Origin of the sequence: Flavobacterium tiangeerense, assembly GCF_007830355.1 — a bacterium.
Taxonomy (GTDB): Bacteria; Bacteroidota; Bacteroidia; order Flavobacteriales; family Flavobacteriaceae; genus Flavobacterium; species Flavobacterium tiangeerense.
Window position 1 is genome coordinate 327,977 of record NZ_VLKO01000002.1, and the last position, 13,827, is coordinate 341,803.

The following is a 13,827-nucleotide window of genomic DNA, read 5'->3' on the forward strand; positions in this document are numbered from 1 at the left end:
TTATCGGTTCCAAATTTCACTATCAACAATCAACGGGATAACAACTCCAATAATAAAAGAGGACATTACCAGTGTCCAATCTCGTTTAGAGAATCTAAAAATAGTTTGCACAATATAAGAGAGAATTAATACCACAAAAACCACTGTAATTTGAGCGGCCTCAATTCCTAAAGCAAACTCGGCCAAAGGCAACATTTTTGAGGCAGCATCGCCACCTAAAATAGATTTGAAATAGTTAGAAAACCCCAGACCATGAATAATTCCAAAGAAAAGCGTGATAAAAAATATTAGGTTTATACTTTCTTTTTTACTTGACTTACCAGCTGTAAACAGATTGAATAATGCGGTAACCAAAATTGTGATTGGGATTAAAAGCTCAACCACATTGACTTTTATAGCTATTATTCCAAAAACAGAAAGCATTAAAGCCATCGTATGACCAATGGTAAAGAGCGTGACTAACAAGACAATTCGTTTCCAATCTTTAAACGAATATGGCACCGCCAAAGCTATTAAAAACAAAACATGATCATAAGCATGAATGTCTAAAACGTGTTTTAATCCTATTTGAAAATAAATCCAAAATTCTTGCATCACTACTAATTTAAGTTGCTAAAAGGGTTGTAAACTTACGATAAATTTTGAAAATCCTTCCTTAGAATATCTAATAAATTCGATGAAAACCATACGCACAATTCCTTGAAAAACGAATATAGCAAAGCAACTCAGGTCATAAGGACACCCTTAAAAGCAATACTCATAACTCCTGTACTATCATCATGGTTTACTTACATCACATTCTACCTTGGCAACAAAAGAAAAAAAGGATAAAAACCTCACACACTAAATCACAAGTTTGAAATACTACTATTGAAATATATAAATCTTACAAATCATGTGAGCAATCTTAATTTTACCTTAAATTAACAGGTTTACGATGTGTTAATCTTGGAGTAACATTTTATTGATGAATCAACAATATTGACCTAAACTAAGATTCAGTTTCTTGCGATAGTTTTGCATTCAAACAAACTAAACACAATTATCATGAATCAGCATTATTTAAAAAAAATAGCATTATCATCGGTTTTGTTAGCTGCAGTAGTAGGCTGTCAAGACGACAAAAATGAAACTCCTAGCGTAAACACAGCCATTAATTTTTCAAATGTTTCTACAGTTCCAGCATTGGCGGTAGCAAAAGAAGGCTTTGAAAACTTACAGATAACTTCTTTATTAAGTAGTTCAGATGTATTGGCACAATCACCAGCTTTTGTTTATGGTGCTCAACCTGATGGTGCTGGATTAATGAAAGATCCTGCAAGCGATGGTTACATTATGATCACTAATCATGAAATTTTAAAATCTGTATCAAGAGTATATTTAGACAAAACTCTTAAGCCTGTAAAAGGAGACTATATTGTTGATGCAGTGGGCGGATTAACCCGATTATGTTCAGCAACTTTAGCTTCACCAGCAATCCATGGATTTGGACCTTTATTTTTAACTGCTGGAGAAAGTGGTGAAGAAAGTATGGTTCATGGTATTGACCCATTAGGACTTACAAGTATGAAAAATAGAACCGACCGAGTTTTACCAGCTTTAGGAAAAGCAAGTATGGAAAATGCTGTTCCGCTACCTAAGGATGCTTACCCCGGGAAAACCGTGATTGTTATTGGAGAAGATCAATCGTATTCAACTTCTCACGCAAGTGCTGGCCAAGTAATTATGTATATGAGTTCAACTGTTGGAGATTTAAACAACGGAAAATTATACGCCTTAAAAAGAAACGATGGAAACCAAGTAGAGACTAGCATGAATGTAGGAACCTCATTTGATGTATCTTTTGTAGAAATTCCAAATGCTAAAAACTTAACGGGTGCGGTAATCAACACAACAGTTAATGAATTAGGAGCCATCCGTTTTTCTAGAGTTGAAGATGTAGATTACAGAAAAGGATCTGCAAAAAACAATAGAGAATTGTACTTTACCGCAACGGGACAAGCAAGTTCAAACGCTCCTGTAGCGGGTTATACCATGTGGGGACGTGTGTATAAATTAGTATTAAATGATGCCAACCCACTTATTGGAAAATTAGAATTAGTTATTGAAGGCGATTCTACTCCAGGAACTGGGATTATCAATCCGGATAACTTATGTGTTACCGAAAACTTTGTATACACTCAAGAAGATGGAGATTCATTCTACACTGCCGCAAAACATGATTCTTATATCTGGCAATACAACATTGCTTCAAAAGTGAACAAACCTTGGTTGACAATGAATCACAAAAGAACTGATGCTGCCTGGAATACAGCTTACAACCAAGCTAATGAAATGCGTTTTGGAAGTTGGGAATATGGCGCAATGGAAGACATTTCAGATGTAATTGGTGTTCCGAATACATTTATTGTAAACATACATCCACATACATGGCAAAAAGATGCTTTTTTAAATGCTGATGGTAGTGGATTAAATACAAACAAAGAAGGTGGTCAAACCCTAATCATCCGAAACGTACAAAGATAATTACCTCAACTATTGATATAAAAAACAACCCAAAATTTTGGGTTGTTTTTGCATTTAATACAATTCACAACATGAAACCGCTATTAAAACTACTGCCCCTATTCCTACTATTTTTTTCTTGTCAAAAACAATACACTAGTTTGACAATTCAAGAAGACCTGTTGTCTAATTTAGAGGAACTAAATCAAGAAATACTTGCTTTTGAAAAAGTAGCTACCGAAAATCCAAATCAAAAACAATTACAAAAATCATTTGAAACAAGCCGCATTGCATATAAAAAAATAGAATGGGCTATCGAATACTTTACACCAGATCCTGCACGATTTATCAATGGGCCAGCACTTGATGAATTAGAAGTAGAAGAAAACAAGTTCTTATCCCCAAGTGGCTTTCAAGTCATTGAAGAACTTATTTACCCGCAATACGTTGCCAGTAATTCCAATACTTTAAATAGAGAAATTGCCGTTTTAAAAGGTTTAATTGCACAAGTCAAAGAGCATTTATCAGTAATCACTATCAGCCCTGATTATGTTATTGATGCCAGCAAAATGGAAGTGTACCGAATTTTAACTCTTGGCATCACCGGTTTTGATTCGCCAATTGCCAATCAATCCATCCCTGAAGCTAAAGCGAGTTTATCTTCCTTAAAAGTTGTACTTGAAAAATTGAATACCAATAATTCAAAAACAAAAGTCTTACTTTTTGATTTGATAGACCAAGCCAGCACCTTTTGTGATGCGAACACCAATTTCAACTCCTTTGATCGCGCTACCTTTATTAAAAAATATTTAAATCCAATATCTCAAAAGCTAGTTCAATTTCAACAAGACAACCGTATTAAAAACGTTGCAAAGACAAATGCCATCAATCCAGATGCAAAATCGCTTTTTGAAAAAAACACCTTTAATGTAAACGCTTTTATTCCGTCAAAAGAATATGCGTATTCCAAAGCAAAAGCTGATCTTGGCAAAAAATTATTTTACGATTCGTCCCTTTCCAAAGATGGAAGACGCAATTGCGCCACATGTCACAATCCGGAATTGGCTTTTACTGACGGACTAAAAACCAACTTGTCATTAAACGGAAGTCAACTACTGAGAAACACACCTACATTAACCTACGCCGGACTTCAAAATGCGCAATTTTGGGATATGCGTCAAACAGATTTAGAGAAACAAAGTTTAGATGTCATTCAAAACAAAGATGAAATGCACGGGAACTTAAAAGAAAATTTAACTCGAATTCAAAGCAATACAGGATATAAAAAATTGATCAAAAAAGCTTTTCCTAATACTATTAAACTAGAAGAATGGCAATTGCAAAACGCAATAGCGAGTTATGTTCGTTCTTTAAATAAATTCAACTCTAGGTTTGATAATTACTTTTCGGGCACTTCAAATACTTTTTCGTATGAGGAAAAACTAGGATTTAATCTCTTTGCAGGAAAAGGCAAATGTGCGACTTGTCATTTCGTCCCGTTATTTAACGGCACAGTACCTCCTATTTACAAAAAAACAGAGCAAGAAGTTATAGGAACACCTCAAATCAAGAATGGAAAAATCATAGATCAAGACTTAGGTCGATTTACACAATACAAAATGGCACAGCTGAAACATGCCTTTAAAACACCAACGCTCCGAAACATTGCACAAACAGGTCCGTACATGCATAATGGTGTTTTTAAAACGTTGGAGGAAGTTGTTGTTTTCTACAATGAAGGTGGCGGAGTAGGAAATGGCATCACTGTAGAAAATCAAACCTTACCCACAGACAAACTCAACTTGACTTTGGCAGAGCAAAAAGCATTAGTTGCCTTTATGAAAACACTTTCAGATGCTAAATAAGCTATACAAACACATTTTTAGGTCACTAGTAGCCTAGCGCTTTTACCTGAAAACAAGCGCAATTGACTCTAGCATTCGAAAAAAATTAAACAAAAATTAAAATAATTAATTTAAAAATAGATTTATCTTTGTAGGATATAAAATCAATAACTATGTCATTTTCAGATTTATTTGATAGCGAATTTAAGCTAAGAAACAAAGGTCACTTCGCCTCAATTGTTAGAGTTGCACTTACTGATGGGAAATTTTCACCAGAAGAAAAAGCATTTTTAGACAAACTAGCACTTCGCTTAGAAATATCAGCAGTGGAGTATGAGGAAATTTTAGAAAATCCTTTGAATTACCCTATCAATCCACCGTATTTACACGAGCAAAGATTAGAGCGTTTGTATGATTTAGCACGAATCGTTCACGTAGATCATCATTTAGGAGATCAACAAGAAATGTTGTTGAGAAAAATAGGTGTAGCTTTAGGGTTCAATACTGATAATGTAAATTACATCGTTGACAAAGCCTTAAAACTTGTTGACAAAGAGGTAGACTCTGACACTTTCCTTGAGGAAATGCAAAATATGCACAAATAAATTACAGCTGTATTTAAATAAAAAAGCTTCCAGTAATCCTGGAAGCTTTTTGCTTTTTAGTATTTGCTTAACTTTGCATTATGCATGAACTCTTCGGCTTTTTCAACCATGTTATAGCTTCCGCAAAAGAAAGGAACACGCTGATGTAATTCGGTTGGAGTAATTTCCATGATGCTTCCAAAACCATCTGAAGCTTTACCTCCAGCTTGCTCCACAATAAACGCCATAGGATTACATTCATATAATAAACGTAATTTACCATTAGGTGCTTTTGAACTAGTTGGGTAGATATAAATTCCTCCTTTGATAATATTTCTATGAATATCCGAAACTAAGCTACCTATATATCTAGAAGTATACGGTCTATCTTCCTCTTCTGTCTGACAGTATTTGATGTAATCTTTAACCCCTTGTGGAAAATGAATGTAGTTCCCTTCATTGATAGAATAAATATGACCGTCTTTTGCAAACTTCATATTAGGGTGCGATAAATAGAAAGTCCCAATAGCAGGATTCAATGTAAACCCATTTACACCATGCCCCGTTGTGTACACTAGCATGGTTGATGTTCCATAAATAACATACCCTGCAGCTACTTGATTGATTCCTGGCTGCAAGAAATCCTCCATTGTAACTGGAGTTCCTATTGGTGTTATTCTTCTATACACTGAGAATATAGTACCCACAGATACGTTTACATCAATATTAGAAGATCCATCAAGAGGATCCATCAATACCACATATTTATTGTTGTGACTGTTATCACTACCTTCAACAGTGATGAAATCATCGTTCTCTTCAGAGGCAATACCACAGACAATTTCACGGTTAATTAAGGTTTGAATAAAAACTTCATTGGCATAAACATCCAATTTTTGTTGGTCTTCTCCTTGTATATTTTGCTCGCCTGCAGCACCCACGATATCAACTAATCCGGCTTTGTTTACCTTATAGTTTACTACTTTGGCGGCAAGCCTAATCGAGTTAATAATTCGGGATAATTCACCAGACGAATATTGAAAAGCATTTTGATTCTCTATAATAAATTCTCCTAAAGTCTTGTTGCGTTCTTCCATTTCGAAATCGTTGTAGTTATTTTGAAGTCACAAATATCGTTTTTTTTGTGAAAATGATTTCAATAATATGAACTTAGTTTACCACTATTGTATATTTGCTAAATAAACTGTAAATTTTTAGGTTTAAAGTTTATTTAATTGTGATTTTAAACAATTAAATTAAAAATTGTATAGCAGAATCTTTGTAAGATTTTAAAAACAAGAAATTGACAATTGCCCGTTAGATAATCCAATCATTTACAGATACAACTACGCCATGATAATAAGAAAAGGTACTCCGGCAGATATGCCTTCCGTTTTAGGTTTAATCAAAGAACTAGCATTGTTTGAAAAAGAACCAGATGCAGTTCTTATTACCGTTGAAGATTTAGTACGAGATGGTTTTGGAGCTGTCCCACTGTTTCATGTTTTTGTAGCAGAGATTGATTCAGACTCTCCAGAAAGTACTTCAGATAAGCAAATTGTCGGTATCGCCTTGTGGTACTATCGGTATTCAACTTGGAAAGGTAAAACCATTCACTTAGAGGATTTAGTAGTAAAAGAAAGCATGCGAGGAACAGGATTAGGTTATGCCTTATATTCTGAAATTTTAAAGCAAGGTAAGAAAGACCAGGTTCGAAGAGTAGAATGGAATGTTCTGGACTGGAATACGCCTGCAATTGATTTCTACGAAAAATCAGGAGCCAAAGTATTACGCGATTGGCATGTAGTGCAAATGGACGAATTAGGAATACATCAATTTGTATCTGACAAATTGAAATAAAGCGTCCAAATTCAGAGACACAAATAGGAAATTAAAAAATTAAAGATAAATAGAATTCTGATTTCAATTTAGAATTTAAAAATTGTGATTTAAGAAAATATGAGAGTATTCAAATTTGGAGGTGCATCAGTAAAAGATGCAGCAGGAATCAAAAACGTGTACAGCGTTTTACAAACAGTGGGTTATGAGGATGTATTACTGGTAGTTTCAGCTATGGGCAAAACTACTAATGCATTAGAACTTGTCATAAAAAATTATTTTGACAAATCAACTGAATTAAATTCATCCGTTCAAGAAGTAAAAAAATACCACAATCAAATCTTAATCGATTTGTTTGAAGATGAAAAAAACGAAGTATTTGCTGCCGTAAATGCACAATTTAGTGATTTAGAATATTTTTTGGCGCATAACAAATCTCCTAATTACAATTTTGTTTACGACCAGATTGTAAGCTTTGGCGAATTGATATCGACCACCATTCTGAGTCATTTCATGAATTTTATGGGTATTCAAACACAATGGCTAGATGTTCGTAATTTTGTAAAAACTGATGCTACGTATCGAGATGCCGAGGTAGATTGGGACTTGACACAAGCTAATATTGCCAAAAATGTAAAACGACAAATCCTGAATATTACACAAGGTTTCTTGGGATCTGACCCCAATAATTTTACAACAACACTGGGCCGTGAGGGATCTGATTATACTGCTGCCATTTTTGCGTATTGCCTAAATGCCGAAAGCGTAACCATCTGGAAAGACGTTCCTGGAGTTATGAATGCTGACCCAAGATATTTTGAGAATGCTAGTTTGTTAAACCAAATTTCATATCGAGAAGCTATTGAACTTGCGTTTTATGGCGCTACCGTGATTCACCCAAAAACGTTACAACCTTTACAAAAAAAGGAAATTCCTTTATTTGTAAAATCATTTATAAACCCATTACTAAAAGGGACTAGTGTTTCAAAAGGAGTAGATCTGGAGCCGTATTTACCTTGTTTTATTGTAAAAAGAAACCAATTATTAATTTCGCTTTCTTCTATAGATTTCTCTTTTATAATGGAGGAAAACATCAGCGAGATTTTTGCATTATTTCATCAATTCAAAATAAAAGTAAATTTAATCCAAAACTCGGCTATCAGTTTCTCTGTATGTGTTGAAGATAAATTTGATAATTTTAATGCGCTCAATGCCATTTTATCAAAAAAATTCAAAGTAGATTACGAGCAAAATGTAACCTTGTACACCATCAGACATTTTAATGATACTGCTGCAAAAACAGTTGAAGAAAACAAAATTGTTTTACTCAAACAAGTAAGCCGCGAGACCATGCAAGTGGTGACTAAAGAAGTTTAAGAATAGAAAAAAGGGAAATAACATTCATTTACTTCCCTTTTTATTTAGGTGTAGCAGGATAATACCACTGCATACTACCCGTTTTTTTGAATACTTATTATCAAATTATAAATACTACTTTTGATTCCTGTGAGTTATAGTATTTATGCTAAAAAAAATCTTGTTTTTTTTTCTTTTGATTTTCTTTTCTGGTCTACAGGCGCAGGAAATCAACTCCTTGTACAAAACAAAAAAAATAGCTAGAACTCAGGATACTCTTTATATTGAAAAAGAAAGTCTTAACCCGCACTTTTTTAAACTGCTTGACGCCAATGGTAAAAAAATAGACAGCACTTTTTTTGAAATTAATTTCACAAAAGGAATTTTACTATTGAAATCCCCTTTGCTAATAGAGCGGGATTCCTTGACCGTGCAGTATTTAAAATTTCCCGAGATACTCACTAAGGTATACCAAGTATTTGATTCGAATAAAATTGTGAGCAATACGGCGTTACAGGGAACCTTATACACCATAGATAAAAAAAACAATAACAAGACAGTTCCTTTTGATGGACTAAATACTTCTGGGAGTATTACCCGAGGAATTACCATCGGAAACAATCAAAATGCCGTTTTTGGATCAAACCTTGACTTACAAATAACAGGCAAAATATCCGACAAAGTAAGCTTGAGAGCCTCCATTCAAGATAGTAATATTCCGCTTCAAGACGGTGGGTATTCTCAAAAATTAGATCAGTTTGATAATGTTTTCATGGAATTGTATAGCAAAGATTGGAACATTAGAGCGGGTGATATTTTTTTGGAAAACAAAAACACCCAATTCCTAAACTTTAATAAAAAAGTGCAAGGACTTTCTACAAAAATCCAGTTTGGAAATAAAAATCACAAAACCGATCTCTTTGCATCAGCAGCATTAGTGCGAGGACAATATGCAAAAAGTGACATTATAGGACAAGAGGGTAACCAAGGTCCATATAAATTAAAAGGACAAAACGGAGAGTTATATGTACTCGTGGTTTCTGGATCGGAGCGCGTATATGTAAATGATACTTTATTAAAACGAGGTGAGAATAATGACTACACCATTGATTATAATGCGGGAGAGATTGTATTTACACCCTTGTTCACCATAACCTCTGAAATGAGAATTGCTGTTGAATATCAATACTCTGATCAAAACTACACCCGATTTGTAACCTATGCAGGGGCAACACACGAGAATAAAAAATGGCGTTTAAAAGGCTATTTGTACTCGGAGAATGATTTGAAAAACCAACCCTTACAACAAAACCTTACTCGAGAACAAGCGCAAATTTTAACTCAAGCAGGTGACAACCCTCAATTGATGATAGCACCATCTGAGTATGCTGATACCTTTGATGAAAATAAAGTGCTCTATAAAAAAGTAATTGCAAATGGAGTCACTTTCTTTGAATATTCAAATGAGGATCAGCAAGAATTATTTAATGTCCGTTTTACACAAGTTGGCCCAAACAACGGAAATTATATAGTTGTAAATACCGCCACCATCACCCGTGTGTTTGAATATGTAGCCCCAATAAACGGAATCCCACAAGGTGATTACGAACCTACCATTCAGCTTATTGCTCCAACAAAAACACAAGTAGCCACATTTATAAGTGAATTCAACCCTAGTGATAAAACAACGATTGCAGTAGAAATGGGGGTAAGTAATACCGATAAAAATTTATTTTCAACGCTACAAGACAACGATAATAAAGGAGTTGCAGGAAAGATAAACGGACAACAACGGCTTTTTTCTAAAAAATGGCAAATGGATGTTTTTGCAAACTATCAATTTATACAGCGTAATTTTAAATCTGTGGAACGTATTTACAACATTGAATTTGATAGAGACTGGAATATTGGAACTAATAGAACTGGAAATCAAAGTTTACTTATAAGCGGTTTTAAACTGAATCTCAACACCAAAAAAGAGACTTCAAAAAAAGGTTTTTTTGTATACCAATACGAGAAACTAGATTTTTCAGACAGTTTTTCAGGAGGAAAACATGTTGTAAATAGTGCGTTCCAACTAAAAAAATGGAGTTTTAAAAATAGGGGAAGCTATCTTAAAAGTGAGTCGAATACTGCTCAATCTGAATTTTTTAGAAATCAATTCCAAATGCGTTATGATCGCAAAAAAAACTGGATAGCCACAACCCTTCGAACAGAAGACAATAAGGAAAAAGACACGAATAGACTTCAGTTTTCGGCCTTGAGCCAAAAATTTAAAGAATACGGATTTTTTGCCGGTCGAGGTGATAGTACCAAAGTTTTTGTAGAGCTAGGCTATTTGAAGCGTAGCAATGACAGTTTACAGAACAACTTGATTCAAAGAGTAAATACCTCTCAAACCTTTGCTCTTAAAACAAAACTAATTCAAACCGCAAAAAGTGACTTGTCAATTGTGTCCCAATATAGAGTGTTAGACTTTGAAGCAAATACACAAAAAAAAGAATCTACACTCAACTCAAGGATTATTTACACCGATCGGTTTTTGAAACAATTATTGGTGAGCAACACTGTATTTGAGACTAATTCTGGTACGATTCCGCAACAAGAATTCACCTACTTAGAGGTAGCGGCAGGACAAGGAGTTTACACCTGGAACGATTACAATAATAATGGTATTCAAGAGCTACAGGAATTTGAAGTGGCGCCTTTTGTTGATCAAGCACAGTTTATAAGAGTGTTTTTACCTAACCGCATTTTCATAAAAACCCATCAAAATAAATTTTCTCAATCCCTTACGTGGAACCCTACAATTTGGCAAAACAATAAAGGAGTTAGAAAATTTCTCTCTAATTTTTACAACCAAACTACATTTTTATTAGATCGAAAAGTGAAAAACGACGGAGCTAATTTTGAGTTAAATCCGTTTTCTAATGCTACCAAAAATGTTTTAGGTTTAAACTATAATTTTAGAAATAGTTTGTTTTACAACAGAGGTAAACAAAAACATTCCGTTACCTATTCCTATCTAGAAAGCAGAACTACAAACCTATCATCCATTGGCTCACAGGAAGTTTCAAACTATTCACATCAGTTGCAATACAATCATTTGTACCAAAAAAATTGGCTTTTTGGTGTTTTTACTAAAACAATACAATCTGCTTTAAAATCTGAAAATTTCCCAGAAAAAAACTTCAATCTTTCAGGCTACCAATGGACACCAAAAATTAGTTATCTATTTTCGAAAAATACAAGTTGGGATTTATTTTACGAATTGCAAAAAAAAGAAAATACCATCGGCGAGCAGGAAACGCTCACTCAAAGTCGTTTTGGAACTTCATTTTCATTTGCTGGAGCAAAAAAAATAACTATGAATGGCGAATTGTCATTGTATCAAAATAAATTTATAGGAAACGAACTTTCTGCAGTAGGATTTCAAATGCTTGAAGGACTACAAACTGGACAAAACTTAACATGGAGATTGCTTTTGCAAAAAAATATTACTCAGTTTTTAGACATAAACATCAATTATCAAGGTCGAAAGAGTGAAAAAAACAACGCCATACACACTGGAAACGTTCAACTAAGAGCCTATTTTTAAGCAATTTTACGATATTGAATTACGAATTGATTTTAAAACATTTTTTTCGCTATTTTTATACTACTAAACAAAAAACAAAACCCCTATGAAAAAATTATTAATGATGTGTATGGCCTTTATTTTCTCTTTAAGTACTTACGCACAAGAAACAGCAACTGAGAAAAAAGCAACAAAAGCAGCCACCGAAAAGTTAGCCAAAGCTAAAAAGAAAGAGGCGGCTAAAGCCAAAGCAGAAGCTACCAAAGAAAAAACCGAAGCAGCAAAAGAGAAAGCTACAAAAGCTAAAGCCAAAGCTGATGCTACCAAAGAAAAAACTGAAGCAGCAAAAGAGAAAGCAACAAAGGCTAAAGCCAAAGCTGATGCTACTAAAGAAAAAACTGAAGCAGCAAAAGAAAAAGCCACAAAGGCTAAAGCCAAAGCTGACGCTAGTAAAGAAAAAACAGAAGCAGTAAAAGAGAAAGCTACTAAAGCTAAAACCAAAGCTGATGCTACTAAAGAAAAAACAGAAGCAGTAAAAGAGAAAGCTACAAAAGCTAAAACCAAAGCTGATGCTACTAAAGAAAAAACAGAAGCAGTAAAAGAGAAAGCTTCAAAGGCTAAGGCCAAAGCTGAGGCTACTAAAGAAAAAGCAGCAACAACAAAACCAGCAAAAAAAATAAAAGAAACCACTGAAAAAGCTCCAAAAGTTGCAGACAAAGTAACTGGCGAATACAATGGTAAAAAAGTATATACTGGTCCTAGAGGTGGTAAATACTACATCAATTCTAACGGAAATAAAACGTATATTCAAGAATAAGCAACAGTAATAAAATAATAAAAGCTATCTCTTGGGATAGCTTTTGCTTTTTATATCCTTTTTAAATTTGTTAAACTCCATTTTTAAAATGATTTTGATGATGCGTTTTAAAGCTCAGTAAATCGAATTACCATAATTTAATAGTTTGGTAATGTTTTACAAATACAAAAAAGAAGTGTTTCAATGTATCTTACACTTACAAAACATTTGATACAATTTTGAAATGAATAACAATAACAGCGCTAAAACTATCTTAATTGCACCGCTTAATTGGGGTTTAGGACACGCCACTAGATGTATTCCGATCATAAAGGCATTACTAGAAAACAATTTTACTCCCATAATAGCTTCGGATGGAGTTGCTCTAGCATTACTTAGAAAAGAGTTTCCAGATTTGCAAACTTTAGAGCTGCCATCGTACGAAATTGAATATGCAAAAAAAGGGAAGAATTTCAAGTGGAAGTTAATTCAAAATAGTTTGAAAACATTAAAAGCAATCCGTACCGAAAGAAAAATTGTTCGGGGCTGGATTGAACAATATCAAATTGATGGTATACTATCGGATAATCGTCTGGGAGTTTTTGATAAAAAAGTACCATCTGTTTATATCACACATCAATTAAATGTTTTAACAGGAAACACAACTTGGATAACCAGTAAAATTCACCAATACATCTTTAATAAATATAAGCAATGTTGGGTTCCAGATTATGGAGGCACAATAAACCTTACGGGGAATTTAGGTCATCTTGAGGTTCTTAATCCAAAAATAAAATACATAGGCCCCATAAGCCGTTTACAAAAAAAACTTGTTCCCAAAAAATATGATTTATTGATCATTCTCTCAGGACCAGAACCACAACGAGGATTATTAGAAAACTATTTGAAAAAAGAAATTTTAAATTATCAAGGTAAGGCCATTTTTATTGAAGGGAATATTGCCCCACAACAAACTAAAGTTATAAAAGAAAATGTTACCTACTTTAATTTCATGAATTCTGTAGAACTTGAAAACGTTTTTAACGAAAGTGAAATAGTACTTTGCAGATCTGGTTACACCACTATCATGGACTTAGCCGTACTTCGTAAAAAAGCTTTTTTTATTCCTACACCCGGTCAGTATGAGCAAGAATATTTAGCAAAAAAATTAAAGAAAGAAGGACTTGTCCCTTATGCAACTCAGGATAATTTTAAAATTAGTGATTTAGAAATGGTTCATGATTACAAAGGATTACCGAGGTCTGAATCCAGAATAGAATGGGCAACTCTATTTGAAGTTTTTAACCCCTAATTAATGTATTGCAT

General features: G+C 33.9%; 10 protein-coding genes. 8 read left to right on the plus strand and 2 right to left on the minus strand.

Features of this window, described 5'->3' with window-relative positions; all coding sequences use genetic code 11:
* Complete coding sequence (locus IQ05_RS03110) at positions 1 to 594, minus strand: HupE/UreJ family protein (protein WP_144889720.1); 594 nt, start codon at positions 592 to 594, stop codon at positions 1 to 3.
* Between the two features lie 453 nt (positions 595 to 1,047).
* Here IQ05_RS03110 and IQ05_RS03115 point away from each other — a divergent pair, with 453 nt between their 5' ends.
* The 3 genes from IQ05_RS03115 (at position 1,048) to IQ05_RS03125 (ending at position 4,954) form a co-directional block, all read left to right on the plus strand.
* The gene (locus IQ05_RS03115; protein WP_144889722.1) at positions 1,048 to 2,526 is read left to right on the plus strand and encodes a PhoX family protein; all 1,479 of its coding nucleotides are present in this window, start codon (positions 1,048 to 1,050) and stop codon (positions 2,524 to 2,526) included.
* A 71-nt stretch (positions 2,527 to 2,597) separates the two neighbouring features.
* Positions 2,598 to 4,370 carry a cytochrome-c peroxidase gene (locus tag IQ05_RS03120; RefSeq protein WP_144889724.1) on the plus strand — a complete coding sequence of 591 codons (1,773 nt, stop codon included), beginning with the start codon at positions 2,598 to 2,600 and terminating at the stop codon, positions 4,368 to 4,370.
* 152 nt (positions 4,371 to 4,522) lie between these two features.
* Positions 4,523 to 4,954: a tellurite resistance TerB family protein gene (locus tag IQ05_RS03125; protein ID WP_144889726.1), complete on the plus strand. Its 432-nt coding sequence runs from the start codon at positions 4,523 to 4,525 to the stop codon at positions 4,952 to 4,954.
* A gap of 56 nt (positions 4,955 to 5,010) precedes the next feature.
* Here the strand turns inward: IQ05_RS03125 and fbp are convergent, their stop codons facing one another.
* On the minus strand, positions 5,011 to 6,030 hold the full coding sequence (gene fbp, locus IQ05_RS03130) for a class 1 fructose-bisphosphatase (RefSeq protein WP_144889728.1): 1,020 nt from the start codon (positions 6,028 to 6,030) through the stop codon (positions 5,011 to 5,013).
* Positions 6,031 to 6,286: 256 nt separating this feature from the next.
* Between fbp and IQ05_RS03135 the strand changes: the two genes are divergently transcribed.
* From IQ05_RS03135 to IQ05_RS03155, 5 genes are all read left to right on the plus strand, one after another.
* Positions 6,287 to 6,793, plus strand: coding sequence for a GNAT family N-acetyltransferase (locus IQ05_RS03135; RefSeq protein WP_144889730.1), 507 nt, complete (start codon positions 6,287 to 6,289; stop codon positions 6,791 to 6,793).
* Positions 6,794 to 6,892: 99 nt separating this feature from the next.
* Positions 6,893 to 8,149, plus strand: a complete 1,257-nt coding sequence (locus tag IQ05_RS03140; protein WP_144889732.1) for an aspartate kinase — start codon at positions 6,893 to 6,895, stop codon at positions 8,147 to 8,149.
* Positions 8,150 to 8,294: 145 nt separating this feature from the next.
* Positions 8,295 to 11,726 (plus strand): hypothetical protein, encoded by a 3,432-nt coding sequence (locus tag IQ05_RS03145; RefSeq protein ID WP_144889734.1) that lies wholly within the window; start codon positions 8,295 to 8,297, stop codon positions 11,724 to 11,726.
* An 85-nt stretch (positions 11,727 to 11,811) separates the two neighbouring features.
* Positions 11,812 to 12,522: a hypothetical protein gene (locus IQ05_RS03150; protein WP_144889736.1), complete on the plus strand. Its 711-nt coding sequence runs from the start codon at positions 11,812 to 11,814 to the stop codon at positions 12,520 to 12,522.
* A 223-nt stretch (positions 12,523 to 12,745) separates the two neighbouring features.
* Entirely contained in the window at positions 12,746 to 13,813 is a 1,068-nt protein-coding gene (locus IQ05_RS03155; protein WP_144889737.1) for a glycosyltransferase, read from the plus strand.
* The last annotated feature ends 14 nt before the right edge of the window (positions 13,814 to 13,827 follow it).